The following is a 24,983-nucleotide window of genomic DNA, read 5'->3' as shown; positions in this document are numbered from 1 at the left end:
GTGGACGCGCGTTCGATCAACGCCAAGCTGCGCCGCGGCGAGGTTCCCTCGGCGGCCGAACTCGGCTGGTTCGCGCAGGGGCTTGCCTCGGGCCATGTCACCGACGCGCAGGCCGGCGCCTTCGCCATGGCGGTCTGCCTGCAGGGTCTGGGCGAGGAGGGGCGCGTGGCGCTCACCCGCGCCATGCGCGACTCGGGCCGTGTGCTCGAATGGGACCTGCCGGGGCCGGTGCTCGACAAGCATTCGACGGGCGGGATCGGCGATTGCACCTCGCTGCTGCTGGCGCCGGCGCTTGCCGCCTGCGGGGCCTATGTGCCGATGATCTCGGGCCGCGGGCTCGGCCACACCGGCGGCACGCTGGACAAGCTCGAGTCGATCCCGGGCTTTCGGGTCGCTCTTGGTGAGGACCGCCTGCGCGGGCAGATCGAGGATGTGCGCTGCGCCATCGTCGCCGCCGACGAGAGCATGGCCCCGGCGGACCGGCGGCTCTACCTGATCCGCGACGTGACCGGCACGGTCGAGTCGATCGACCTCATCACCGCCTCGATCCTGTCCAAGAAGCTCGCGGCCGGGCTCGAGGGGCTGGTGCTCGACGTGAAGGTGGGCTCGGGTGCCTTCATGAAGTCGATGGACGAGGCCGAGGCGCTGGCGCGTGCCCTGGTGGGCACGGCGCAGGGGGCGGGCTGCATGACCTCGGCGCTCATCACCGACATGAGCCAGCCGCTCGCCACCGCGGCGGGCAATGCGCTCGAAGTGATCGAGGTGATGGAGACGCTGACCGGCACCTCGATCAACGCGGCCCTCTGGGATGTGACGGTGGCGCTGGGCGGCGAGGCGCTGGCGCTGGGCGGGCTGGCCGCCGACGCCGAGGATGGCGCGCACCGGATCGAGCAGGCGCTGGAAAGCGGCCACGCCGCCGAATATTTCGCCCGCATGGTGGCGGCGCAGGGCGGGCCCGTCGATTTCGTCGAGCGATGGCCCGACCGGCTGCCTTCGGCCCCGGTGATGCGCGAGGTGCCCAGCCTGCGCACGGGTTTCGTGCTGCGGATCGACACGGCGGCGCTGGGCCAGGCGGTCGTGCGGCTCGGCGGGGGCAGGCTGCGTGAAACCGATCGGGTGAACCCGTCGGTGGGTCTCGCCGACATCGCGGGCATCGGCGAGGAAGTGTCCGAGGATCTGCCGCTTGCGATGGTCCATGCCGCCACCGAGGCGGATGCCGAGGCGGCCATATCGGCGATCCAGGCGGCGTATGTGATCTCGGATCAGGAGCCCGCCGAACCGCCGCTCGTCCATGCGAGGATCGCCTGATGCCGCGCGCCTTTCTCATCGTGATGGATTCGGTGGGATGCGGCGGGGCGCCCGACGCTGCGGCCTTTGGCGATGAGGGCGCCAACACGCTCGGCCACATCGCCGAGGCCTGCGCCGAGGGCCATGCCGACACCGGACGCAGCGGCCCGCTGCGGCTGCCCGTGCTCGACGCGCTGGGCCTCGGGCGGGCGGTGGAGCTTGCCTCGGGCCTTCTTCCGCCCGGTCTCGGCGCCGATCCCGCAGGGCGCTGGGGCGCCGCGACCGAGGTCTCGAAGGGCAAGGACACGCCCTCGGGCCACTGGGAGCTGGCCGGCGTGCCGGTGCCCTGGGACTGGCACTATTTCCCCGACTCCTGCCCCTCCTTCCCCGAGGAGCTCACCGCCGAGATCTGCCGGCGGGCGGGCACCGATGGCATCCTCGGCAACCGCCACGCCTCGGGCACGGCCATCATCGACGCGCTGGGAGAAGAGCACCTGCGCACCGGCTGGCCGATCTGCTACACCTCGGCCGACAGCGTGCTCCAGATCGCCGCCCATGAAGAGAGCTTCGGGCTCGACCGGCTGCTGGCGCTGTGCGAGGGGCTGGCGCCCACCGTCCATGGGATGCGCGTGGGCCGGGTGATCGCGCGTCCCTTCGTCGGGCAGCCGGGGGCCTTCACCCGCACGCCGAACCGGCGCGACTATGCCATCGCGCCTCCGGCGCCGACGCTCCTCGATGTGGCGGCGGCGGCGGGGCGGACGACCCATGCGGTCGGCAAGATCGGCGACATCTTCTCGCACCGCGGGATCGGGCAGCTCCACAAGGGGCGCGACGATGCCGCCCTCTTTGACCGGCTGGACGGTCTGGCCGAGACGGCCGAGGACGGTGCCCTGATCTTCGCCAACTTCGTGGAGTTCGACACGCTCTACGGCCACCGGCGCGACGTGGCGGGCTACGCACGGGCGCTCGAATGGTTCGACGGGCGGGCAGGAGGCTTCCTCGCCCGCCTCCGGCCCGGCGACATGGCGTTCTTCACCGCCGACCACGGCAACGACCCCACCTTTCGCGGCACCGAGCACACGCGCGAGCGGGTGCCGGTGCTGATCGCGGGCACGGGCGCCGGGCCGCTCGGCCTTTGCGCCTATGCGGATGTGGCGGCGACCGTGGCGGCCCATCTGGGCCTGCCCAACCCGGGGCCGGGGAGGGCGCTGCCATGAGCCTGCCGAAGATCGAGCTTCACCTCCATCTCGAAGGGGCCGCGCCACCCGCGTTCATCCGGGGCCTCGCGCGCGAGAAGAACATCGACATCTCGGGCATCTTCGCGCCCGACGGAAGCTACGCCTACACCGACTTCTGGCATTTCCTGAAGGTCTATGAGGCGGCGACCTCCGTCCTCACCAGCCCCGACGACTACCGCCGCCTGACGCTTGCCGTGCTGGAGGAAAGCGCGGCCTCGGGCGTGATCTATTCCGAAACCTTCCTCTCGCCCGATTTCTGCGGCGGCCGCGATCTGGGGGCGTGGCGCGAATATCTCCACGCCATCGAGGAGGCCGCCGCCGAGGCCGAGCGGACGATGGGCGTCACCCTGCGCGCCATCGTCACGCCGATCCGCCATTTCGGCCCCGACAAGGCGAAGGAGACCGCGCTCTGCGCCGCCGAGACCGCGGGGCGCTTCGTCGTGGGCTTCGGCCTGGCCGGAGACGAGAAGGCGGGCAAACCGCGGGACTTCGCCTGGTCCTTCGACATGGCGCGTGAGGCCGGGCTGCGGCTGACCTGCCATGCCGGTGAATGGGGCGGGCCCGACAGCGTCCGCGACGCCCTCGGCGACCTGCGCGTCGAGCGCATCGGCCACGGGGTGCGCGCGATCGAGGATCTGGCGCTGGTGGACGAGCTGGCCGAGCGGGGCATCGTGCTCGAATGCTGCCCCGGCTCGAACATCGCGCTCGGCCTCTATCCCGGCTGGCGCAAGCACCCGATCGGCGAACTCTTCCACCGCGGCGTCAAGGTCACCGTCTCGACCGACGATCCGCCCTTCTTCCACACCACCATGGCGCGCGAATACGACCGGCTGGCCGAGGCCTTCGACTGGGACGAGGGCGTGTTCCGCACCCTCGCGCGCACCGCCCTTGACGCGGCCTTCTGCGACACCGATACCCGCGCCCGCATCGCCAAGCTACTGGAGCCCGACCATGCTTGACCATCTGACCGTCGTGACCCACCCGCTCGTGCAGCACAAGCTGACGATCATGCGCAACAAGGAGACCTCGACGGCCGGGTTCCGCCGGCTCCTGCGCGAGATCAGCCTGCTTCTGGCCTATGAGGTCACGCGCGAGCTGGACATGACGACGACACGGATCGAGACGCCGATCTGCGAGATGGACGCGCCGATCCTCGACGGCAAGAAGCTGGCGCTGATCTCGATCCTGCGGGCGGGCAACGGGCTGCTCGACGGCATCCTCGAACTGGTGCCGGCGGCGCGGGTGGGCTTCATCGGCCTCTACCGCGACCCCGAGACGCTGAAGCCCGTGCAATATTACGCCAAGGTGCCCGAGGCGCTCGAGGATCGTCTGGTGATCGCCGTCGATCCGATGCTGGCCACCGGCAACTCCTCGGTCGCGGCCATCGACCTGCTGAAGGAAAAGGGCGCGAAGAACATCCGCTTCCTCTGCCTGCTGGCCGCGCCCGAGGGCATCGAGCGCATGAAGGAGGCCCACCCCGACGTGCCGATCGTGACAGCAGCTGTGGACGAAAGGCTTAATGACCATGGATATATTGTCCCTGGTCTAGGGGATGCGGGAGACCGGATGTTCGGCACCAAATAAGGTAAAGCGCCTTTACAGAAGGCCCGGCCCGAGGCAAGATCGCCCGAGGTTCGATGGGAGTTTCCATGCTGTCCAAGGCTGTCTCCGCCGCGATCTGCGCTCTGGTCACAGGGACGGGTCTGGCCCTTGCGCAGGGTGCCCCGGCCGAGATGCCGCCGGACAGCTTCCGCGGCCCGCAATATGTGGACAGTCAGGGCTGCGTCTTCCTGCGCGCGGGCCTGGGCGGGGCGGTGACGTGGGTTCCGCGCGTGACGCCGGACCGCAAGCCGCTCTGCGGCTATCCTCCGTCCCTCGCGGTCGCCGAGCCCGCACCGGCCGTTGCCGAGGCCCTGCCCCTGCCGCCGGAGGGCGAGGCGGCAGCGCCGCAGGGTGACACTCCTGCGGAGCGGGCGCCAACGGCCGGTTCCACGGCGCAGGCTGCGGCCGATGCCGCGCGGGCGACGGTCGCGGCTGCCGTGGCCGAGCCCGCTCCGCGCCGCACGGCCGCGCGCAGGCACAAGCCGCAGCCCGTGACGATCCAGCCTGCCGATGCCACCGAGGCGCTGGCCCTGCGGCGGCTGACGCTCGGGCCAGACGAGATCCGGGCCGCCGCCGACCTGCCGTCGGGTGTCTCCTGCCCGGCCTCGGCGCCGCGCCCCCGCCGCTTCGCAACCTCAGACGGAGGCTCGACGCTTCTGTGCACGCGCCCCGGCGGAGGGTTGCAGGGCGCGCGCGTCCCCCGACTGCCGGCGCCCGAGATGGCGCTGCTCTCGCGCGCCCCCGACGTTCGACAGGCCAGCCGGGCGGCCGGGCATTATGTGCAGGTGGGCGCGTTCGCCCGTCCCGGCAACGCCATCGGCACGCGGCAGCGCCTCACCGCCCTGGGCCTGCCGGTCGCGGTGGCTGAAGGCGGCGCCCTCGAGATCATCCTCGCCGGGCCGTTCGAGGACCGCACCGCAACCCGCGGCGTGCTGCGCGATCTGCGCCGGGCCGGATTTCACGACGCATTCATCCGCTAGATACAGGGCAATCGGAAACCCGGGCAGCCATAAACCTCGCGCCCCTCGCTTGTGCGGCGGGGCGCGTCTTTTCCTGCCGGCACCGCCTTCTGCATTTCGCGCTTCGCGAATGACCGCGCGGCTCAGTCCGCGCAGATGCCCTGCAGGCTGACCCAGTCCTCGTCGGTCAGCACGGGCCGGACCGAGCCCCTGCGCAGGTCGTCCGCCTCGATGAGGTCCAGCACGGACTCGCCCGTGGGATCAAGCTCGAAGGCGTAGGGCGTCGCGGCCACCGCCGCCTCCTCGAACCGTGCGATCAGGGTCTGTTCGGAAAGCGGCGCGGCCGCCCGTCGCAGGAGTTCCGCCGCATAGCCCTGAACGGCATCCGAGGGCAGGTTCCCCGTGGTCAGCAGGCGGAAGGTGGCGGTGAGCCCCGCATGCTCGAGCACGGGGATCAGCGGGTCCTGCTGGCGCGCGTGCAGTTGCAGCGCAAGGGCGTGACCGGCCAGAACCTCGGGCTCTTCCGCCGTCTCGACCATCGTGCGGCCAAAAAGGATCTGGCGGTTCGGCAGATAGACCGGCGTCCGCACCCCGTCGCGCACCACGAGGATCCGCATCCGCTCTTCGCCAAAGAGCCGCCGCGCCAGCCGGTCCGCCGCCCGCCGGCCCAGCGGCTCCGCGCAGGGCTTGCCGGTCAGGCGGATCATGTCGGCCAGCACGAGGCGGCCGATCTCGGCCCGCGTGGCAGGCGGCACGACGGCCACCGTATGATCCACCAGCGCCCCCGGCAGCCAGAAGATGCCCAAGGTCAGGATGAGGGCGCTGGCGCCGGCGAGGATCGTGGTGCGCAGCCGCCCCGGATGCGGCCGCGCCGAGACCAGCGCCTCGTGCACCGTGCCGAGGGCCGCGATCATGTCGCCGTCCTCGATCTCGAGCGTTTCGTCGGAATCGGCGCCCGGCGCGTAGAGGGCGGGCCGCTCGCCAGGGTTCAACCGCTCGACCGCGGGCAGCGACCAGTGCGACAGCGCCTGCTCGGTGCGCGGATCGGACATGATCAGCGACGCTTCGCCGAAGTTGACGACCACCTCGCGCCGTTGCTCGCCCGGCGCGCTGCGCCAGAGGCCCGTGCATTCGAGTTTCTGGTATTTCTTCAGCGCCGTCATGCGCGCGGTCGGCCCCGGCCCTGAGTTCCTGCCGCGCGACGATAGCCTGCCTCACCGTCAGTCACAATCACCGCCACCCACAATCAACGGGCCTCTTCCGTCTCCACGGCCAGCTTGGCAACCGCGCGCAGCTCGAACTTCTGGATCTTGCCGGTCGAGGTCTTGGGCAACTCGCAGAAGATCACCTGCTTGGGTGTCTTGAAACCGGCCAGCCGCTCGCGCGCGAAGGCGATGATCTCGTCCTCGGTGGCTTCGCGGCCGCGCTTCAGCTCGACGAAGGCGCAGGGCACCTCGCCCCACCGCTCGTCGGGCTTGGCCACCACGGCGCAGAGGCTGACGGCCGGGTGATGGGCGATCACCCCCTCGACCTCGACCGAGCTCACGTTCTCGCCGCCCGAGATGATGATGTCCTTGGCGCGGTCGGTGATCTTGATGTAGCCGTCCTCGTGCTGGAAGGCGATGTCGCCCGAGCGGAACCAGCCGTCCCGGAAGGCTTCGGCCGTGGCCTCGGGGTTCTTGTAATAGCCCTTCATCACCATGTTGCCGCGCATCGCGATCTCGCCCAGATGCACCGTGTCGCGCGGGATCGGCTGGCCGTGGGTGTCGTGCACCTCGGCGCCTTCCAGCGTCGCCATGGCCACGCCCGTCCGCGCCTTCAGCGCGGCGCGCTCGTCGCCGGTTGTTCCCTCCCATTCGGGCTTCCAGATGCACTCCGTCGCGGGTCCGTAGACTTCGGTCAGGCCATAGACCTGGGTCACGTTGAAGCCCAGCGGCTCGATCGCGGCCAGCGTGGCCGCCGGCGGAGGCGCACCGGCGGTAAAGACCTCGACCACATGATCGAAGTGGCGCCGATCCTCGGGGGCTGCGTTGATCAATGTGTTCAGCACGATCGGCGCGCCGCCGAAATGGGTCACGCGCTCGTCGGCGATGGCCGCATAGATCGCCCTTGCAGTGATGTCGCGGCAGCAGACGACCGTGCCGCCCAACATGGGCACCATCCAGGTGTGGCACCAGCCGTTGCAGTGAAAGAGCGGCACGATGGTCAGATAGACCGGGAATAGCTGCATCCGCCAGGCGATCGCATTGCCGTAGGTCGCGAGATAGGCGCCGCGGTGGTGATAGACCACGCCCTTGGGGCGACCCGTCGTGCCCGATGTATAGTTGAGGGCCAGGCTCTCCCATTCGTCCTCGGGCATCACCCACTCGGCCCAGGGATTGCCGCGGGCCATCAGCTCTTCATATTCCAGGAAGTCGCCGCTGGGGGTGAAGCCGGACTCGCGGTCGCAGACCTCGACGATGACGGGCGCCCTGGCCCCGAGCCGTGCCGCGGCCTCGGAGGCCAGCTTGAGGAAGGCCGTGTCGCACAGGACGAGCTTGGCGCCGCCATGCTCGAGGATGTAGGTCACCGTATCGAGGTCGAGGCGGGTGTTGATCGCGTTCAGGATCGCGCCGCAGGCGGGCACGCCGAAATGCGCCTCGGCATGGGCCGCTATGTTGGGAAGGATCGTCGCCACCACATCGCCCGGCTGGATGCCCATGCCCGCGAGCGCCGAGGCAAGGCGGCTGACGCGGGCGTGATACTCACCGTAGGTGAGGCGGATCGAGCCGTGCACCAGCGCGGTGCGCTCGGCATGCACGTCCGCGGCTCGCCTGAGGTGCGACAGCGGCGTGAGCGGCGCGTGGTTCGCCGCGCATTTTTCCAGTCCGCGCTCGTCGGCAAGCCAACCCATTGCAACGCCTCCCCTCGTTGTGCCGGATATGTCGTTTTCCGGCGCGCAGAATGGCGCGGGATCGGCATTTAGGGAAGGGCCGAACGAGGAGGAGAGCGGATGATTTCCCATGACCGGACGCTGGCTGCCGCCGGCTTCATCGCGCTCTATGCCGTGGTGATCGGATTCACGGACAATTATGTGCGCGTCATCGCCGCCGAGGCGGGGCTGTGGCAGTTCCATCTGACGCGCTCGGTCCTGGCGCTGACCATCCTGGCGGTGGCGGCGCTGGTCCTGCGGCTGCGTCTCAGGCCGGTGGACTGGCGGGCGGTGACGGCCCGCTCGGCGATCCACGGCGCGGCGATGCTGATCTACTTCGGCGCGCTGGCCTTTCTGCCCGTGGCACAGGTGGCCGCCGGGCTTTTCACAGCGCCGATCTTCGTGCTTGTCATTTCGCGCTTCGTGTATGGCGAGCGGATCGGGCCGCTGCGGGTGCTGGCGGTGCTGGTGGGTTTCGCCGGCGTGCTGCTCGTGCTGGGGCCCGAGGCGATGGCGGGGGCGAGCTTGGCGGCGGCGCTGCCGGTTGCGGCGGGCCTGCTCTACGGCATGGGCAACATCGCCACCCGCGCCTGGTGCGCACAAGAGAGCGCGGGCACGCTGCTGGCCGGTTTCTTCGTGGCGCTGGGGGTTATGGGCGCGCTGGGGCTGATCGTGCTCGGGCTCTTTCCGTTGCCTGTGCCGCAAGGGGCGGATGGATTCGTGATGCGCGGCCTCGTCCTGCCGTCGCAGGGCTTCTGGTTCTGGACCTTCGTGCAGGCGGCGGGCTCGCTCTTTGCGGTCGGCATGATGATCCGGGCCTACCAGGTGGCGACGGCCAGCCGGGTGTCGGTGTTCGAATACATCATCCTGCCCGCCTCCGCCTTCTGGGGCTGGCTGCTCTGGTCCGAGACGCTCTCGCCGATGGCCGTTGCGGGCATGGCGCTGATCGCGCTGGCCGGGGCCACGATCGCGCTCGGCGGGCGCAAGTCCGCGCCGCCGGTCGCGGCCGAGTAGCCCGGTCAGGGGGTGACGCGCAGGGCCACGGCCCGGCTGGGCGTGGTTCCGGGCTCGCCGGGCATCGAGACGTAGGGATCGGTCATCTCGGCGAGGCTGACGCGCCCCGAGGCCACCGCCGCCTCGAGACTGACGGCGAACCCGCCCTGCCAGAGCGACTCCTTCACGGTCAGCACGATCACCCCGCCGGGGCGGCAGATCCGCAGAAGCTCGGGCAGGGCTTCGGCGCCGACATGGCCGGTGGTGAAGACCCCGGTCGAGATGATCCCCGCAAAGCCGCCGTCCCGGAACGGCAGCGCCGCCCCGAGCGGCAGGTTGTGGAAGCGCGAGTAGATCCCCTTGGAGCGGGCCACCTCGAGCATCCCGGCCGAGATGTCGAGCGCCTCCACCTCGGGATAGCCCACGATCCCCAGCCATTCCCCCAGGAGGCCGGTTCCCGCGCCGGCGTCGAGCACCGGCCGGGCGCCGCGGGGCAGGTGGCGGGCCAGAAGCGCCACGCCCACGGCCGGATGGCGGTAGCCCGCGCGGGCCATCTCGCTTTCGTAGGTCTCGGCCCAGCGGTCGTAGAGCGCCGCCACCTCCTGCGGTCCGGCCGCGCCATAGACCGCCCCCAGATGCCCGTGATGCTGTGCCATTCCGTCCCCTCGCGCTGCCAGCCCCGCGCGGGATCATAGCGGCGGGCGCGGCGATGCGGAACGCGGACAAATGTCGGCGGCCTGCGACCTTGCATCCGGTTTCAGGATCTCAGGCCTCGGCCCAGGTGACCGAATCCATGAGGGTGCGGTAGGCGGTGGCGAGATGGGCCTCCAGCGCGGCGCGGGCGCCCCCGGCATCGCCCGCCAGCACGGCCGCAATGAGGTCGAGATGCTCGGCCAGCGCGGCCCGGTTCCGGCGCAGCTCGTCGCGCTTGTTCCAGCGGTAGTGGAAATGGACGATGATCGAGATCGTCCGGCTGAAGTCGAGGATGAAGCGGTTGCGCGCCGCGCGGCAGAGCAGCCGGTGAAAGCGCGCATCGAGCGCGGGAAAGGCCGCCAGCCCCGCCTCGGGCCCGGCGGCCATGGCCTCGTGCTCGGTGCGCAGCGATTCAAGCTCGGCGCGCAGCGCGCCGCCGCGGGCGGCCTCGGCCAGAAGGCCCGACAGCGCGTGGCACTCGAACATCTTGCGGACGGCGAACATCTCCTCGGCAAAGGCGCGCGTAAACCCCTTGAGCACCCAGTGCCGGTTCGGCTGCTTCTCGATCAGGCCGAACGGCTCGAACCGGATCAGGAACTCGCGCACCGTCGCCAGCGGCACGCCGAACCGCCGGGCGAGGTCGGATTCGTGCAGCAGCATTCCGGGCGGCAGGTCGCCCTGCAGCACCCAGGCGAGGAAGGGCTCCTCGACCAGTTCCTGCCGCCGGCGCGTCTCGCCCTCGTCGAAACGGTCGGCGGGGCAGGGCGGGCGGAGCAGCACCTTGCGCCGCCCCTCCCACGACAGGAGGCCCGCCTCGGCGAGATGCGCCAGAACGGCCCTGATCGTTGTCCGGCTGGCCTGAAGCTCGGCCGCAAGCTCGCCCTCGGAGCCCAGCTCGGCCCCCGGTGGCAGCCCCCCGAGCCGGTCGAGCAGCCGATTCACCAGCATCTTGAACAGGTTCCTGTCGCGCGCCATGCAACTCCCCTTGCCATCGGCTGTCCGCAGGAATTGATTTGACGCGAACGGTTCTTATTAAATAAAAAACGTCGATGCCGGGCAAGACGCTCCGACACGAGCCCTCCATGCGAAAGTGACCCATGAGCCTGATGAAAGCCCTCGTCTGCGTCGAACCCGGCCGGTTCGAGCAGCAGGACCGCCCCCGCCCTGAAGCCAAGCCGGGTCATGTCCGGGTGCGCATCCTTCAGGTGGGCATCTGCGGCACCGACTATCACATCTATGCCGGTCATCAGCCGTTCCTGGCCTATCCGCGCATCATGGGCCACGAACTGTCCGGCCGCGCGATGGAGCCTTCGGCCGACGGGCGCATCGCCGAGGGCGATCTGGTGGTGATAAACCCCTACCTCACCTGCGGCACCTGCCGGGCCTGCCGGGCCGGCAAGCCCAACTGCTGCGAGAACATCGCCGTGCTTGGCGTTCATACCGACGGCGGCATGTGCGAGGAAATCGTGGTGCCCGAGGGCAACGTCTATTCGGCCGAGGGCTTGACCGAGCAATCGGCCGCCATGGTCGAGTTCCTGGCCATCGGCGCGCATGGGGTGCGGCGGGGCGGCGTGCGCGCGGGCATGTCGGCGCTCGTGGTGGGGGCGGGGCCGATCGGGATCGGGGCCGCGCTTTTCGCGGCGATCGAGGGGGCCGAGGTGACGCTGCGCGACACGTCGGCCTCGCGGCTTGCGCTGGCGCGGAAGGTCCTGCCCGAGGCCCGGTTCGAACTGGTCGGGGTCGAGATCCCCGCCGCCTACGACGTGGTGTTCGACGCGACCGGCAACATCCGGGCGATGAACGCGGGCCTGCAACATGTGGCTCATGGCGGGTCCTATGTGCTGCTCTCGGTGGTGAAGGGCGACCTCTGCTTTGCCGATCCCGAGTTTCACAAGCGCGAAACCGCCCTCTTTGCGAGCCGGAACGCGCTGAAGGAGGATTTCGAGCATGTGATCGCCTGCATCCGCGACGGCCGCGTGCCGGTCGGGGCGCTGGCAACGCACGCGACCAGCTTCGAGGATGCCGTCGCCAACCTGCCTCTCTGGGCCGAGGACCGGGGCACCCTGATCAAGGCGATCATCCGCGTCTGAGATCCGTCCCGGGGCGGGCATGACCTTGCGCCCGCCGCGGGACTTCTGCCCGCCCCGTCAACCGCACGTCCGGCCCGACCGCCATCCTGAAGAGAGCCCGCGAATGACCGCAAGCCGCCCCGCCTTCATGCATCTGAGCCCCGCCGACACGGTGGGTATCGCGCTTCGCCCCCTGCCCTCGGGCGAGGAGGCGCTGGGGGTGACGCTGCGCGCCGATGTGCCGCTCGGCCACAAGTTCGCGGTGGTGGCGATGCCCGTGGGCGCGCCGGTGGTGAAATACGGGCAGGTGATGGGCGTGGCGACGGCCGACATCGCGCCGGGCGATCATGTTCACAGCCACAATTGCGCCATGTCCGACAGCCACTCGGACCGCTCTGACGCCAAGGGCAAGCTCCGTGCCGCGCCCGAGCGGCAGACCTTCCAGGGCTACCTGCGCCCCGACGGGCGGGTGGGGACGCGGAACTACATCGGCATCATGGCCTCGGTGAACTGCTCTTCGACCGTCTGCAACGCCATCGCCGAGGCCGCGAACCGGACGCTGCTGCCGCGCTTTCCGGGCATCGACGGCTTTGCGCCCATCGTGCACGATCAGGGCTGCGGCATGGCGAGCGCGGGCGAAGGGTTCGACGCGCTGGTGCGCGTGCTCAAGGGCTACCGCGACCATCCGAACTTCGGCGGCGTGCTGATCGTGGGGCTGGGCTGCGAGGTCAACCAGCTCACGCTGTACAAGCGCACCGACTGGACCGAGGAACGCATCGGCATCTTCAACATCCAGGACGTCGGCGGCTCGGCCTCGGCCCTGCGGCGCGCGCTGGAGCTGCTCGAGCCGATCTGCGCGGCGGCCGATCAGGACCGGCGCAGCGAGCAGCCGGTCTCGAAGCTGGTGCTGGGGATGCAGTGCGGCGGCTCGGACGGGTTCTCGGGCATCACGGCGAACCCCGCGCTGGGTGTGGCCTCGGACATGCTGGTGGCGGCGGGGGGCACCTCGATCCTCTCGGAGACGCCGGAGATCTATGGCGCCGAACATCTGCTGATCGCGCGCGCCGACGCCGGGACGGGCCGCCGCATCGAGGGCATGATCGACTGGTGGCGCGACTATGCCGCGAGGAACGGCGCCTCGCTCGACAACAACCCCTCGCCGGGGAACAAGCGCGGCGGGCTGACCACGATCCTCGAGAAGAGCCTTGGCGCCGTGGCCAAGGGCGGGCTCTCGCCGGTTGCGGGCGCCTTCGCCTATGCCGAGCCGATCCGCATTCCGGGCCTCGTCTATATGGACAGCCCCGGCTATGACCCGGTGGCGGCCACGGGGCAGGTGGCTTCGGGAGCGAACCTCATCGCCTTCACCACGGGACGCGGCTCCTGCTTTGGCGCCAAGCCCGCACCCTCGATCAAGCTCGCCTCGAACAGCGACCTCGCCCGCCGGATGCCCGAGGACATGGACATCGACTGCGGCGTGGTCGTCGAAGAGGGGGTGAGCCTCGAGGAGATGGGCCGCCGGATCTACGACCTGCTGCTCGACACGGCCTCGGGCAAGAGGTCGAAGTCCGAGGAATTCGGCTACGGCGACAACGAGTTCGTGCCGTGGAAGATCGGCGCCACGCTCTGACCCGCGGGTAAGAGGGGCGCAAGGCGCTTGCCCCTCCGGCCCAGGTCGCCGCAGGATGCGGACAGGAGGATCGCCGTGCCCCGTTCCGTGCCCAGTCCCTTCCGCCGCAGTGCCGGCAGCCTCGCCACCGGGGCCCTGCTGCTGGCGGCCACGCTGGCCCTGTCGATCGCAACCTTCCTGGGGGTCCGCTACGCGGGGCTTGCCGCCCTCGATGCCGACCTTCAGGACCGGCTGACGATCGCCCGCCATGCGGTCGTGACCGAGGTCGAGCGGTTCCGCTACCTGCCGGGGGTGGTGGGGCAGGACGCGCGGGTGCTGGCGCTGCTGGCCGGCACGGCGTCTGCGGACGAGGCCAACCTCTACCTGCGCCGGGTGCGCGAACTGTCGGCGGTGGACGAGCTTTATGTCATCGACCCTTCGGGCACTACGGTGGCTGCAAGCAACTGGAACGAGCCCGGCAGCTTTCTCGGCCAGAACTACGGCTTCCGCCCCTATTTCCGCCGCGCGCTGGACGAGGGTGAGGCGCGCTACTACGCGGTGGGGGTGACCACCGGCAAGCCGGGTTACTTCCTCGCCTCGCGCCTCGGGACGGCCGAGCGGCCGCTGGGCGTGGCCGTGGCCAAGGTGGATCTGGCCGGTCTGCAGGCCACCTGGGTGCGGGCGGGCGAGGCGGTGGCGCTGGCCGATCCGCTGGGGGTGGTGTTCTTGGCGGGGCCGCAGGGCTGGCTCTACCGCCCGCTTGCCCCGCTTGACGGGGACAGTCTGGATCTGTTGCACGCCGAGCGGCGCTACTCCGGGCTTGCGGTGGATGAGGCCGCGCCGCTGGGCCCGGCGATGGCCACCGATGCGGGTGGCGCGCTGCGCATGGCTGATGCGGTGGTCGCGCCCGACGACTGGCGGCTTCTCGTCGGCCTGCCGGTTGCGCCCGCCATCGCCACCGCCCGGCTTTCGGCGCTGATCGTGGCGCTGGCGGGGCTTCTCGCCTCGGCGGGCCTTCTCGTGCTGCACGAGCGCCGCCAGCTTCTGCGCGAGCGGCTGAACCAGCATGCGCTGCTGGAGCGCGCCGTGGCCGAGCGGACCGAGGCGTTGGCCCACGAGATCGAAGAGCGCCGCCGGGCCGAGCGCGAGCTGCGCGAGACGCACGAACATCTCGTCCATGCGGCGAAGCTCGCGGTGCTGGGGCGGATGTCCTCGACCATCGTGCATGAGGTGAGCCAGCCGCTCTCGGCGCTGGACACGACGCTGGCGGCCGCCGAACTGCACCTGGGGCGCGAGGATGCGGGGCGGGCGCTGCGATCGGTGCGGTCGGGGCGCGACCTGCTGGTGCGGATGCAGAAGATGGTGAAGGCGCTGAAGAGCTTCGGGTCGCGCCAGCGGCTCGAGCCTCCCTCGGCGGTGGACATGGGCGGCGCGCTGGCCGCGGCGGCCGAGGTGCTGGCCCCGCGCCTGCGCGAGCTGGGCGTGACGCTCGACCTGCCACCCGTGCAGGAGTGGCCGCCCGTGCGCGGCCATGCCGTCCGGCTCGAGCAGGTGGCGACGAACCTGATCCTGAACGCGGCCGAGGCGACGGCGGCGGGCGGACGGCGCGATCCGGTCGAGGTGCGGCTCGAGCGCGCGGGCGGGGGCCTGCGCCTGACGATCGCCGACCGCGGCCCCGGCATCCCCGAGGCGATGCGCGAGAAGATCCTCGAACCCTTCTTCACGACCCGCACCAGCGGGCTGGGGCTGGGCCTCTCGATCGTGCGGACCATGCTCGACCAGATGGCGGGGCACCTGAGCTTTGCCGAGCGGCCGGGCGGCGGAACGCTGACGCGGGTCGATCTCGCGCTTTACGAGCCGGGCCGCGAGGCGCTACGCAGACGCGCATGACCCGCGGCTCCATCGCCTTCATCGACGACGAACCCCAGCTCTGCGCGGCGGCGGCGGACTGGCTCGAGGCGTCCGGCTTCGAGGTCGAGACCTTCACCGATGCGGCGCTGGCGCTGGCCCGGATCGATCCCTCGCGCTGCGATTGCGTGGTGACGGATCTCAGGATGCCCGGCCTCGACGGGCAGGAGGTGCTGGCGCGGCTGCGCGTGGCCGATCCCGACCTGCCGGTGATCCTGCTCTCGGGGCACGGCGACGTGCCGGTCGCCGTCGAAGCGATGCGGATGGGCGCGCACGACTTTCTGGAAAAGCCCTACGGCGCCGAGCATCTGGTCGAGGTTCTCGACCGGGCGGTGGAGTTGCGCCGGGTGCGGCGCGAGGCGCGGACAGCCCGCTGGTCGGACCTGGCCTCGGCCCGCCTGGAAGGGCGGCTCATCGGCGCTTCGCCGGCCATCGCGGCGCTGCGCCAGATGGTGCAGGATCTGTCGGACGTGGCGGTGGACCTGCTGATCCGCGGAGAGACCGGGTCGGGCAAGGAAGAGCTGGCGCGCGCCTTCCACGACTTTTCACGCCGCGCGCGCCGGCCCTTCGTGGCGATCCATTGCGCCGGCCTGCCCGAGGTGCAGTTCGAGACCGAGCTGTTCGGCCACGAGCGCGGCTATCTGTCGGGCACCGCCGCCGCGAGGATCGGCAAGCTGGAACATGCGAGCGGAGGGACGGTCTTCTTCAACGAGATCGAGACCATGCCGCTCTCGCTCCAGTCGCGGCTCCTGCGGGCGATGCAGGAACGGGGGGTGGAGCGGCTGGGCTCCAACGCGCTGCGCCCGGTCGATCTGCGGATCATGGCGGCGACGCGGGTGGACCTGCCGGCCGAGGTGGCGGCCGGGCGCTTCCGGGCGGATCTCTACTACCGCCTCTCACCGGTGACGCTGGACCTGCCGCCGCTGCGGGACCGGACCGAGGACATCCCGCTCCTCTTCATGCGCTTTGCCGAGGAGGCCGCGGCCCGCTTCGGCCGCCCGGTCCCCGCCCTGCGGGAGGCCGACCTGCGGGCGTTGCGCGGCCACCGCTGGCCGGGCAATATGGGCGAGCTGAAGGCCGCGGCCGAGCGCGCCGTGCTGGGCCTGCGCCCGGGCCCGCAGGCCGCCGAGGCCGAGCCCCTGCCGCTGCCCGACCGCATCGCCCGGATCGAGGCCGGCCTCATTGCCGAGGCGCTGGAGGAGTGCGGCGGCTCGTCCGCTCTGGCCGCCGAACGGCTGGGAATCCCCCGGCGGACGCTGAACGAGAAGATCGCGCGCTACGGCCTGCGCGACGGTTGATCGGGCCAAAGTCCGCCCAGATGGAAGCGGCATCTGGCGGATGATCGCCAGAACGCCCGCCCGCTGGCCGAAGCGATGCCGCCTAAACATCCGAAAATGCGACATGATTTCGTCACCGATCTCGGTCGGCTTCCGCCATCACGCACATTTGCCTGTCGTGCGCGGGTTGCCCACTCTCTGTGCGACGACCATGCAAGGGAGGAGAACGCATGTTCCGCCGCACAACCCTGTCCGCGGCCCTGGCCGCTGCCGCGCTGAGCCTTCAGCCGCAAGCGGCCGCCGCGCAGGAGTTCATCAACGTCCTGACCGGGGGTACCTCGGGCGTCTATTACCCGCTCGGTGTCGGCCTGTCCGAGATCTACGCCGAGAACATCGAGGGCGCCCGCACGCAGGTGCAGGCCACCAAGGCTTCGGTCGAGAACCTCAACCTGCTCGCGCAGCGCAAGGGCGAGCTGGCCTTCGCGCTGGGCGATTCCGTCACGATGGCCTGGGAGGGCAACGAGGAAGCCGGCTTCCCGCGTCCGCTGACCAACCTGCGCGCCATCGCGGCGATCTATCCGAACTACATCCAGATCGTGGCCGACGCCTCGGCGGGTGCGGCCACGCTCGAGGATCTCAAGGGCAAGACGCTCTCGGTCGGCGCTCCGGCGTCGGGGACCGAACTCAACGCCCGCGCGATCTTCGGCGCGGCCGAGATGAGCTACGACGATCTTGGCAAGGTCGAATACCTGCCCTATGCGGAATCGGCCGAGCTGATCAAGAACCGGCAGCTGCAGGCGACGCTGCAATCATCGGGGCTGGGCGTGGCCTTCATCAAGGACCTCTCCTCGACCCACAAGATCAACCTCGTGGGGATCCCCGCGGAGGTGGTCGAGAAGATCGGCGCGCCCTATGTGCCCGCCGTCATCCCTGCCGGCACCTACAGCGGCCAGGATCAGGACGTGCCGACGGCGGCCGTCGGCAACCTGCTGGTCACGCATGAGGACGTGAGCGAGGAAACCGCCTACCAGATGACGAAGCTCATGTTCGACAACATCGAGCGGCTGAAGTCGGCCCACGCCGCCGCGGCGAACATCAAGCCCGACACGGCCATCGAGGCGCTGCCGATCCCGCTGCATCCGGGCGCCGAGAAATACTACCGCGAGATCGGCCTGATCCAGTAACCGCCCCGCAGAACCGCCCGGGCGGAGCCGCCCGGGCCTTGCTCCTGCCGCAGCGGATCGGAGCGCACCTGCGCCCGGCGCCGCGGCTCGTTCCTTTCGGAGAAAGCCATGTCTGCACAGACCGCCGCACCGGGGGCGGCCCATCCCCACGCACATGCCGAACCCGAAGTCACCGAGGGCCTGCCGCCCGGCTTCGGGCCCGGCATCATGGGCCATGTGGCCTTCTGGATCGCCGTCGCCTTCTCGCTCTTCCAGCTCTGGACCGCCGGCTACGGGACCCTGCCGAGCCAGGTGGTGCGGGCGATGCATGTGGCCTTTCTGCTGCTGCTGGGCTTCGGTCTGGTCGGCAACCTGCTGGCCCGGACCGCGTTCACCCGGGCGATCTTCTGGGGGCTGGGGCTGATCGGCTTTGGCACGGGCATCTACAACTGGGTCTTCTACGAAGAGCTGATCCGGCGGACGGGCTTCCTGACGCAGGCGGATCTCGTGGTCGGCACGGTGCTGGTGGTGCTGGTCTTCGAGGCGAGCCGCCGGCTGATGGGCTGGCCGCTGGCCATCATCGCCGGGATCTTCCTGGCCTACTGCTTCTTCGGCCAGCATCTTCCCGCGCCCTTCATCCACCGCGGCTATGACTTCGAGCAGATCGTCGAGCATTTCGCCTTCGGCACCGAGGGGATCTACGGCACGCCGGTCTATGTCAGCTCGGCCTACATCTTCATCTTCGTGGTCTTCGCGGCCTTCCTCGAGCGGGCGGGGATGCTGAACCTGTTCAACGACTTCGCCCTCGGCCTCGTTGGCGGGGTGCGGGGCGGCCCGGCGCAGGTGGCGGTTCTCTCCTCGGCGCTCATGGGCACGATCTCGGGGTCGGGCGTGGCCAATGTGGTGGCCTCGGGGCAGTTCACCATCCCGATGATGAAACGCTTCGGCTTCAAGCCCGCCTTCGCCGGAGGGGTCGAGGCCACGGCCTCGATGGGCGGCCAGATCATGCCGCCGGTCATGGGGGCGGTGGCCTTCATCATGGCCGAGACGCTGAACGTGCCCTATGCGACCGTGGTGCAGGCGGCGATCCTGCCCGCGGTGCTCTATTTCGGCGTGGTCTTCTGGATGGTCTGGCTGCAGGCCGGGCGCGACGGGCTGCGCGGCCTGCCGCGGGCCGAGCTGCCGAACCCCTGGCACGCGGTCCGCGACCGGTGGCCGCTGATCCTGCCGCTGGCGGCGCTCGTCTATCTGCTCTTCGCGGGCTACACGCCCATCTTTGCCGGCACGATGGGGCTGGCGCTGGTGGCGGTGCTGATCCTCGGCACGCCGCTGGCCGCCATGATCGGGCCGACGGCCTTCCGCATGGTCTTCTGGATCGCGCTGGGTCTGGCCGCGGCGAGCTTCCTGAGGTTCGGCGTCAACTTCCTCGTGCTGGTCATCGGGCTGCTGATCCTGGCCTGCGCCCTTTTCCGGGGCACGCGGCCGACCATCGGCATCCTGCGCGATGCGCTGGCGCAGGGCGCGCGGAACGCGCTTCCAGTGGGCATCGCCTGCGCCGTGGTCGGCATCGTGATCGGCACGCTCACCCTGACCGGGATCGCCTCGACCTTCATCGGCGCGATCATCGCCATCGGGCGCGAGAACCTCTTCCTGTCGCTCGTGCTGACCATGATCACCTGCCTCGTGCTCGGCATGGGCATCCCGACCATCCCCAACTACATCATCACCTCCTCGCTCGCGGGGCCGGCGCTGCTCGATCTGGGCGTGCCGCTTCTGGTGAGCCACATGTTCGTCTTCTACTTCGGCATCATGGCGGACCTGACGCCGCCGGTGGCGCTGGCCTGCTTTGCGGCGGGTCCGATCGCCAAGGCGTCGGGGCTGAAGATCTCGCTGCAGGCGGTGCGGCTTGCGGCGGCGGGGTTCGTGATCCCCTTCATGGCGGTCTATACGCCCGCGCTCATGCTGCAGGACGCAGGCCCCATCGCCGAGGCGTGGGGCTATCCGGTCGAGGTGATCTACATCTTCCTCAAGGCGTTGCTGGCCATCGGCCTGTGGGGGGTGGCGGTCGTCGGCCAGTTCATCGGACGCGCCAACCTGTTCGAGCGGGCGCTGGCGCTGGCGGCGGGCGTGTCGCTGATCCTCGCGATGCCGGTGACGGACGAGGCGGGGTTCGGTCTCGCGCTGCTCTTCGCGCTGGTGCACTGGCTGCGCCTGCGCCGCAGCGCGCGGACGGCATGAGCCTGTGCATCGCGACCGGGTTGGCGGTGCTGTCGCTCGCCACCTCGGGCTTCACGCTGAGCTGGACCCATTCGGTCGAACGCGTCGAATGGTGGGAGCGGTGGGAGGCGACCGGGGCGGGCCTGCGGCCGGTCGAGGCCCGCATCCAGGGCTCGGGCGCGGGGATGGAGCTTCCGCCGGATGCCTGGCGCGAGGCGGACGGCTGGCACTACATCCCGCGCCTGCCGCCGCAGCGCGAGGTCCGGCTGGCGGCCTCGGGCATGGCGGCCGGGGGCTGGCGGCTGTGCACGGCGGGAGAATGCCACGAACTCGGCGCCGAGGCGGGCGATGGGCTCCGCCTCTGGCAGGCCCCCGACTGCGGCTGAAGGTCCGCGAGGGTCAGCTTCGCGGCCGGCCGCCGACCCAGACCGCGCGGATGGCCCGGTCGTCTCCCATCATGATGGTCGGGAAGAGCGCCTGCCAGATCGTCTCGGCGCGGCGGGTGGCCTGTTCGATGGCGGGCGTCGAGGCCAGATCCACCACCACGATGTCGGCCTCCATCCCCGGCGCGAGGTTGCCGATCCGGTCCTCGGCCCGGAGCGCGCGGGCCGAGCCCGCGGTGGCCAGCCACCAGAGCTGCGCGGGATGCAGCGCCTGCCCGCGCAGCTGGCCGATCTCGTAGGCCGCGGCCATCGTGCGCAGCATCGAGAAGGACGAACCGCCCCCCGTGTCGGTCGCCAGCCCGACCCGGATGCCCTCGGCCACGAGGCCCATGTCGAACAGCCCCGAGCCGATGAAGCTGTTCGAGGTCGGGCAATGGACAAGGCTCGCCCCCGCCTCGACCAGCCGCGCGCGCTCGCGCGGGGCGAGGTGGATCGCATGGCCGAAGACCGCACCCTCGCGCAGCAGGCCCTGCGCCTCGTAGGTGTCGAGATAGTCGCGCGCCTGCGGGTGGAGCGCCTTCACCCATTCGATCTCGTCGAGCTGCTCGGACAGGTGGGTCTGCATCAGGCAATCGGGATGCTCGCGCCAGAGCGTGCCAAGCGCCGCAAGCTGCTCGGGCGTCGAGGTGGGCGAAAAGCGGGGCGTGATGACATAGGAGAGCCGGTCCCGCCCGTGCCACTTCTCCAGAAGCCGCTTGCTGTCGGAGTAGGCGGTTTCGGCCGTGTCGCGCAGCCCCTCCGGGGCGTTGCGGTCCATGCAGGTCTTGCCCGCAAAGGCGCGCACACCCCTCTGGCCCGCCGCCTCGAAGAAGGCGTCCACGCTCTCGGTGTGGATGGTGCAGTAGCTGCAGACGGTGGTCGTGCCCTGCGCCAGCGTGAGGTCTAGATAGCGGCCGGCGATGTCGGCGGCATAGGCCGGATCGCCAAAGCGCATCTCCTCGGGGAAGGTGTAGGTCTCGAGCCAGTCGATCAGCCGCTTGCCCCAGCTCGCGATGATGGCGGTCTGCGGATAATGCACATGGGCATCGATGAATCCCGCCGAGATCAGGGCCTGCCCGTAGTCGGTCACCCGCGCCTCGGGATGGGCCGCGCGCAGCCTGTCGGCCGGGCCCACGGCCAGTATCCGCCCTTCCTCCACAAGCGCGCCGCCGCGGGTTTCGTGCCGGGCCGCGGCCTCTCCTTCGAGGAACGGGTCGCCGGCGAAGGACAGGACCTGTCCCAGCAGCAGGTCGGTCATGACAGGTCTCCCCTCTGGTCAAGCGCCCAACCTAGCCCCTTTCGAGGGCAGCGTAAATTTCCTGCCGCCCCTGTTTCTGCGCGCCATCCTCCGATATGGTCGCGGCGTAAGCGGAACGGGGGCGCCACCTTGCAGGCAGAAACGGGCGACATGCGCGAGGAAGAGCGGTCGGGTGTGCCCGACCGGGTGGTGACCTCGGTTCTCGAGGCCGTGGACGAGCGCGACGAGGCGCGCCTGTCCGACCTGCTCGAGCCGCTGCACGCCGCCGACATCGCCGACGTGCTCGAACAGATCGGCCCAGCCGAGCGGCGCGAGCTGCTGACGCTCTGGTCCGACGGCATCGACGGCGAGATCCTCTCGGAGATCAGCGATTCGATCCGCGAGGAGGTGATCGAGCATCTCCCGCCGGAGGTCATCGCCGAGGCGGTGCGCGAACTCGATACGGACGACGTGGTGGACATCCTCGAGGATCTCGAGGAGCCGCAGCAGGAGGCGATCCTCGGCGCCCTCGACCGCGCCGACCGGGTGGCGGTCGAGCAGGCGATGGCCTACCCGGAATATTCCGCGGGCCGCCTGATGCAGCGCGAGGTTGTCGTGGCGCCCGTCCACTGGACGGTGGGCGAGACGATTGACTTCCTGCGCCGCAGCGAGGAGCTGCCCGACCAGTTCTATCACGTCATCCTCGTCGATCCGCGGATGAAGCCGCAGGGCTATGTCACGCTCGGCCGGCTGCTCTCGTCGCGCCGCGACGTCCGGCTGTCCGAGATCGAGGAGGAAAGCTTCCGCACCATCCGCGCCACCGTCGAGGAGTCGGAGGTGGCCTATATCTTCAACCAGTATCACCTGATTTCCTGCCCGGTGGTGGATGAGAATGACCGGCTGGTCGGGATCATCACCATCGACGATGCGATGAACGTGCTCGACGAGGAGCATGAGGAAGACATCCTTCGTCTGGCCGGTGTGGGCGACGAGAGCAGCCTGTCGGACGGGCCGGTCGCCACCGCGCGCCAGCGGCTTCCCTGGCTGGTGGCGAACCTCTTCACCGCCTCGCTTTCGGCCGTCGTGATCTCGGGCTTCGAGGCGACGATTGCGCAGCTCGTGACGCTGGCGGCCCTCATGCCCATCGTCGCCTCGACCGGGGGGATCGCGGGGACGCAGTCGCTCGCCGTCGCCGTGCGGGCGCTGGCGACGCGCAACCTCACTTCGGCCAACGCGCCGCGGGTCGTCCGGCGCGAGCTGATGGCGGGGCTGCTGAACGGGCTGGGGCTTGCGCTGATCCTCGGGGTGGCGGGCTTCGTGATCTTCGGCGACCCGCTGCTGGGGGCCGTGCTGGGGATGGCGATGATCTGCAACCAGGTCGTGGCGGCCCTGGGCGGGGTGCTGGTGCCCCTCGGGCTCAACCGGCTGGGGCTTGACCCGGCGCTGGCCTCGGGAACCTTCGTCACCACGCTGACCGACGTCATGGGGTTCTTTGCCTTCCTCGGGCTTGCCACGCTGGTGCTGACGTGACGCTCGCGGCGCGCAAGGCCGAGGCCCGTCGCGCCGCCGGCGCCGCGCGGGCGCTGGCGCACGAGGCGGGGCAGGGGCAGGCGGCGGAGCTTCTGGCGGACTGGCTGGCGCCGCACCGCGGCCGCGTGCTCTCGGGCTACATGGCGATCCGGTCCGAGATCGATCCGCATGCGGCCATGGCGGCCCATGACGGGCCGGTCTGCGTGCCGGTGATCGTGGGCCCCGGCCAGCCGCTGCGCTTTCGCGAATGGAGCCCGGGCTGCCCGATGATCGAGGGGCCGTTCGGCGCCCGCGTGCCGCAGGAGGGAGCGTGGCTCGATCCGCAGGTGCTGATCGTGCCGCTGCTCGCCTTTGACCGCCGTGGCTATCGCCTGGGCTATGGGGGCGGGTTCTACGACCGGACGCTCGAGCGGCTGCGTGCGCTGCATCCCGTCACGGCGGTGGGCTTTGCCTTCAGCGCGCAGGAGTTGCCCGAGGTGCCGATCGAGCCCACCGACCAGCCGCTCGACGCGATCCTGACCGAGACGGGGCCCATCCCGCTCCGCCGACCGCGGATCTAGCGGGGGATCGCCTCGTCGCGGACGAACATGTTCGACCAGGCGCGGTCGATCAGGGCGGGGCTCATCTGGTAGGGCAGGCCCTCGAACTCGCAGACGGCGGCCATCTGGTCGATCAGATAGACCGGCATGTAGTTGGCGTAGCGGTTGCCGATCGTGGGGAACTTCACCTTCATCAGATGCAGCAGGGCCGCCTCGTCGAGCGGCATCTTCCGCTTTCGCGCCACCATCGCGAAGATCTTGAGGAAGTTCTCCTGGGTCGGGCCCTCGATCTTGATCTTGAAGAAGATCCGCCGCAGGGCCGCGCCGTCGAAGATCTCGTTCGGGTGGAAGTTGGTCGAGAAGATCACCAGCGTGTCGAAGGGCACGGTGAACTTCTCGCCCGATTGCAGCGCCAGGATGTCGCGCCCTTCCTCGAGCGGGACGATCCAGCGGTTGACCAGCTTCTGCGGAGGTTCGGCCTGCCGGCCGAGGTCGTCCACGATGAAGATCCCCCCGGTCGCCTTGAGTTGGAGCGGCGCCTGATAGGTGCGCGCCACCGGGTTGTAGGTCAGGTCGAGCATGTCGAGCGTCAGCTCGCCCCCCGTGATGACGGTCGGCCGTTCGCACCAGACATAGCGGTTGTCGAACCGGTTCGAGGTGCGGCGCAGGCTGTTGGGATCATCCACCGCCGACTCGGCCGAGCGGTGCACGATCGGGTCATAGACCGTGATGACCTGCCCGGAATATTCCAGCGCGCGCGGCACATGGATCCGGTCGCCGAGCGCGTCGCGGATCCCGTTCGAGATCGAGGATTTCCCGTTGCCGGGCGGGCCATACATCAGGATCGACCGGCCCGAGGTGACGGCCGGGCCAAGATGATCCAGCAGCTCGTCCGGCAGGATCAGGTGCCCCATGGCCGAGGTCAGCTGCGCGCGCGTGAGCTTGATGTTGCGCACCGACTGCCGCTCGACCTGGCTGCGATAGTCGTCAAGCGGGACGGGCATGGCGCCGTAATATTCCGACTGGCCCAGCGCATCGAGCGCCCGCGCCTTGCCCCCGTCGGTCAGCTGGTAGCCCATCTCGTTGCCCGAGGTGGCGTGCAGCGTCCCCGTCGCCTCGATCAGCCGCTGGCCGCGGGCGAGATCCACCAGCTCCTGCGTGAGCTGGGGGGGCAGGCAGATGACCCGCGCGATCTGCGACACGAGGTCCAGGTTCATGCGGAACATGGTCTTGATCAGGATGTCCCGCAACATGACCAGGGGCAGGCCCGTGTCCGCCAGCGTGCGCGGCGACGGAGGGGCTGTGACGTCTGAATTCTGGATGTTCATGGAT

General features: G+C 70.1%; 21 protein-coding genes. 15 read left to right on the top strand and 6 right to left on the bottom strand.

Features of this window, described 5'->3' with window-relative positions; genetic code table 11:
* The 5 genes from FG154_RS14705 (at nt 1) to FG154_RS14685 (ending at nt 5,107) form a co-directional block, all read left to right on the top strand.
* Nucleotides 1-1,308: a thymidine phosphorylase gene (locus FG154_RS14705; protein ID WP_145109459.1), complete on the top strand. Its 1,308-nt coding sequence runs from the start codon at nt 1-3 to the stop codon at nt 1,306-1,308.
* Nucleotides 1,308-2,504, top strand: a complete 1,197-nt coding sequence (locus FG154_RS14700; protein WP_145109457.1) for a phosphopentomutase — start codon at nt 1,308-1,310, stop codon at nt 2,502-2,504. The genes FG154_RS14705 and FG154_RS14700 overlap by 1 nt, the downstream gene beginning before the upstream one ends.
* The gene (locus FG154_RS14695; RefSeq protein ID WP_145109455.1) at nt 2,501-3,484 is read left to right on the top strand and encodes an adenosine deaminase; all 984 of its coding nucleotides are present in this window, start codon (nt 2,501-2,503) and stop codon (nt 3,482-3,484) included. Before FG154_RS14700 ends, FG154_RS14695 begins: the two co-directional genes overlap by 4 nt.
* Nucleotides 3,477-4,109, top strand: a complete 633-nt coding sequence (gene upp / locus FG154_RS14690; protein WP_145109453.1) for a uracil phosphoribosyltransferase — start codon at nt 3,477-3,479, stop codon at nt 4,107-4,109. Before FG154_RS14695 ends, upp begins: the two co-directional genes overlap by 8 nt.
* Before the next feature lie 65 nt (nt 4,110-4,174).
* Entirely contained in the window at nt 4,175-5,107 is a 933-nt protein-coding gene (locus FG154_RS14685) for an SPOR domain-containing protein (RefSeq protein WP_145109451.1), read from the top strand.
* A gap of 122 nt (nt 5,108-5,229) precedes the next feature.
* Here FG154_RS14685 and FG154_RS14680 read toward each other — a convergent pair whose 3' ends face one another.
* The gene (locus FG154_RS14680; RefSeq protein ID WP_145109448.1) at nt 5,230-6,249 is read right to left on the bottom strand and encodes a hypothetical protein; all 1,020 of its coding nucleotides are present in this window, start codon (nt 6,247-6,249) and stop codon (nt 5,230-5,232) included.
* A gap of 83 nt (nt 6,250-6,332) precedes the next feature.
* Nucleotides 6,333-7,979, bottom strand: a complete 1,647-nt coding sequence (locus tag FG154_RS14675; RefSeq protein ID WP_145109445.1) for an acyl--CoA ligase family protein — start codon at nt 7,977-7,979, stop codon at nt 6,333-6,335.
* 99 nt (nt 7,980-8,078) lie between these two features.
* Here FG154_RS14675 and FG154_RS14670 point away from each other — a divergent pair, with 99 nt between their 5' ends.
* Entirely contained in the window at nt 8,079-9,011 is a 933-nt protein-coding gene (locus tag FG154_RS14670; RefSeq protein ID WP_145109442.1) for a DMT family transporter, read from the top strand.
* 5 nt (nt 9,012-9,016) lie between these two features.
* On the opposite strand, the gene FG154_RS14665 is transcribed toward FG154_RS14670, so the two are convergent.
* Together FG154_RS14665 and FG154_RS14660 are read right to left on the bottom strand one after the other, a co-directional pair.
* Entirely contained in the window at nt 9,017-9,646 is a 630-nt protein-coding gene (locus FG154_RS14665; protein WP_145109439.1) for a class I SAM-dependent DNA methyltransferase, read from the bottom strand.
* A 109-nt stretch (nt 9,647-9,755) separates the two neighbouring features.
* A complete protein-coding gene (locus FG154_RS14660; protein ID WP_145109436.1) occupies nt 9,756-10,658 on the bottom strand; it encodes a GntR family transcriptional regulator in 903 nt (300 codons plus the stop codon).
* A gap of 122 nt (nt 10,659-10,780) precedes the next feature.
* On the opposite strand from FG154_RS14660, the gene FG154_RS14655 reads away from it, so the two are divergent.
* The 7 genes from FG154_RS14655 to FG154_RS14625 all read left to right on the top strand — a co-directional run bounded on the left by FG154_RS14655 (nt 10,781) and on the right by FG154_RS14625 (nt 20,309).
* On the top strand, nt 10,781-11,773 hold the full coding sequence (locus FG154_RS14655) for a zinc-binding alcohol dehydrogenase family protein (protein ID WP_145109433.1): 993 nt from the start codon (nt 10,781-10,783) through the stop codon (nt 11,771-11,773).
* 103 nt (nt 11,774-11,876) lie between these two features.
* The gene (locus tag FG154_RS14650) at nt 11,877-13,379 is read left to right on the top strand and encodes a UxaA family hydrolase (protein ID WP_145109430.1); all 1,503 of its coding nucleotides are present in this window, start codon (nt 11,877-11,879) and stop codon (nt 13,377-13,379) included.
* 75 nt (nt 13,380-13,454) lie between these two features.
* Complete coding sequence (locus FG154_RS14645) at nt 13,455-15,248, top strand: ATP-binding protein (protein ID WP_145109427.1); 1,794 nt, start codon at nt 13,455-13,457, stop codon at nt 15,246-15,248.
* Complete coding sequence (locus FG154_RS14640) at nt 15,245-16,564, top strand: sigma-54-dependent transcriptional regulator (protein ID WP_145109424.1); 1,320 nt, start codon at nt 15,245-15,247, stop codon at nt 16,562-16,564. The genes FG154_RS14645 and FG154_RS14640 overlap by 4 nt, the downstream gene beginning before the upstream one ends.
* A gap of 209 nt (nt 16,565-16,773) precedes the next feature.
* A complete protein-coding gene (locus tag FG154_RS14635; RefSeq protein WP_145109421.1) occupies nt 16,774-17,727 on the top strand; it encodes a TAXI family TRAP transporter solute-binding subunit in 954 nt (317 codons plus the stop codon).
* A gap of 108 nt (nt 17,728-17,835) precedes the next feature.
* Nucleotides 17,836-19,944 carry a TRAP transporter permease gene (locus FG154_RS14630; RefSeq protein ID WP_145109418.1) on the top strand — a complete coding sequence of 703 codons (2,109 nt, stop codon included), beginning with the start codon at nt 17,836-17,838 and terminating at the stop codon, nt 19,942-19,944.
* Complete coding sequence (locus FG154_RS14625) at nt 19,941-20,309, top strand: DUF1850 domain-containing protein (RefSeq protein WP_145109416.1); 369 nt, start codon at nt 19,941-19,943, stop codon at nt 20,307-20,309. Before FG154_RS14630 ends, FG154_RS14625 begins: the two co-directional genes overlap by 4 nt.
* Before the next feature lie 13 nt (nt 20,310-20,322).
* Here the strand turns inward: FG154_RS14625 and guaD are convergent, their stop codons facing one another.
* The gene (gene guaD / locus FG154_RS14620; RefSeq protein WP_145109413.1) at nt 20,323-21,603 is read right to left on the bottom strand and encodes a guanine deaminase; all 1,281 of its coding nucleotides are present in this window, start codon (nt 21,601-21,603) and stop codon (nt 20,323-20,325) included.
* 129 nt (nt 21,604-21,732) lie between these two features.
* Here guaD and mgtE point away from each other — a divergent pair, with 129 nt between their 5' ends.
* Nucleotides 21,733-23,112, top strand: a complete 1,380-nt coding sequence (mgtE, locus tag FG154_RS14615) for a magnesium transporter (protein WP_145109410.1) — start codon at nt 21,733-21,735, stop codon at nt 23,110-23,112.
* Complete coding sequence (locus FG154_RS14610) at nt 23,109-23,672, top strand: 5-formyltetrahydrofolate cyclo-ligase (protein WP_145109407.1); 564 nt, start codon at nt 23,109-23,111, stop codon at nt 23,670-23,672. The genes mgtE and FG154_RS14610 overlap by 4 nt, the downstream gene beginning before the upstream one ends.
* Here FG154_RS14610 and FG154_RS14605 read toward each other — a convergent pair.
* Entirely contained in the window at nt 23,669-24,979 is a 1,311-nt protein-coding gene (locus FG154_RS14605) for a P-loop NTPase family protein (protein ID WP_145109404.1), read from the bottom strand. The genes FG154_RS14610 and FG154_RS14605 overlap by 4 nt on opposite strands.
* Nucleotides 24,980-24,983: the final 4 nt, after the last annotated feature.

The organism is Cereibacter sediminicola (genome assembly GCF_007668225.1).
GTDB classification, from domain to species: Bacteria; Pseudomonadota; Alphaproteobacteria; order Rhodobacterales; family Rhodobacteraceae; genus Cereibacter_A; species Cereibacter_A azotoformans.
The sequence above is the reverse complement of the archived record's forward strand: the minus strand, read 5'-3'. Positions and strand labels throughout refer to the sequence as shown.

What these genes read in the sequence shown, in the direction of transcription:
- guaD (WP_145109413.1), bottom strand. Translation starts at nt 21,603, where the DNA reads ATGACCGACCTGCTGCTGGGACAGGTCCTGTCCTTCGCCGGCGACCCG.
- FG154_RS14695 (WP_145109455.1), top strand. Translation starts at nt 2,501, where the DNA reads ATGAGCCTGCCGAAGATCGAGCTTCACCTCCATCTCGAAGGGGCCGCG.
- FG154_RS14680 (WP_145109448.1), bottom strand. Translation starts at nt 6,249, where the DNA reads ATGACGGCGCTGAAGAAATACCAGAAACTCGAATGCACGGGCCTCTGG.
- FG154_RS14675 (WP_145109445.1), bottom strand. Translation starts at nt 7,979, where the DNA reads ATGGGTTGGCTTGCCGACGAGCGCGGACTGGAAAAATGCGCGGCGAAC.
- FG154_RS14625 (WP_145109416.1), top strand. Translation starts at nt 19,941, where the DNA reads ATGAGCCTGTGCATCGCGACCGGGTTGGCGGTGCTGTCGCTCGCCACC.
- FG154_RS14635 (WP_145109421.1), top strand. Translation starts at nt 16,774, where the DNA reads ATGTTCCGCCGCACAACCCTGTCCGCGGCCCTGGCCGCTGCCGCGCTG.
- FG154_RS14650 (WP_145109430.1), top strand. Translation starts at nt 11,877, where the DNA reads ATGACCGCAAGCCGCCCCGCCTTCATGCATCTGAGCCCCGCCGACACG.
- FG154_RS14605 (WP_145109404.1), bottom strand. Translation starts at nt 24,979, where the DNA reads ATGAACATCCAGAATTCAGACGTCACAGCCCCTCCGTCGCCGCGCACG.
- FG154_RS14700 (WP_145109457.1), top strand. Translation starts at nt 1,308, where the DNA reads ATGCCGCGCGCCTTTCTCATCGTGATGGATTCGGTGGGATGCGGCGGG.
- FG154_RS14630 (WP_145109418.1), top strand. Translation starts at nt 17,836, where the DNA reads ATGTCTGCACAGACCGCCGCACCGGGGGCGGCCCATCCCCACGCACAT.
- FG154_RS14660 (WP_145109436.1), bottom strand. Translation starts at nt 10,658, where the DNA reads ATGGCGCGCGACAGGAACCTGTTCAAGATGCTGGTGAATCGGCTGCTC.
- FG154_RS14665 (WP_145109439.1), bottom strand. Translation starts at nt 9,646, where the DNA reads ATGGCACAGCATCACGGGCATCTGGGGGCGGTCTATGGCGCGGCCGGA.
- upp (WP_145109453.1), top strand. Translation starts at nt 3,477, where the DNA reads ATGCTTGACCATCTGACCGTCGTGACCCACCCGCTCGTGCAGCACAAG.
- FG154_RS14640 (WP_145109424.1), top strand. Translation starts at nt 15,245, where the DNA reads ATGACCCGCGGCTCCATCGCCTTCATCGACGACGAACCCCAGCTCTGC.
- FG154_RS14685 (WP_145109451.1), top strand. Translation starts at nt 4,175, where the DNA reads ATGCTGTCCAAGGCTGTCTCCGCCGCGATCTGCGCTCTGGTCACAGGG.
- FG154_RS14655 (WP_145109433.1), top strand. Translation starts at nt 10,781, where the DNA reads ATGAGCCTGATGAAAGCCCTCGTCTGCGTCGAACCCGGCCGGTTCGAG.
- FG154_RS14670 (WP_145109442.1), top strand. Translation starts at nt 8,079, where the DNA reads ATGATTTCCCATGACCGGACGCTGGCTGCCGCCGGCTTCATCGCGCTC.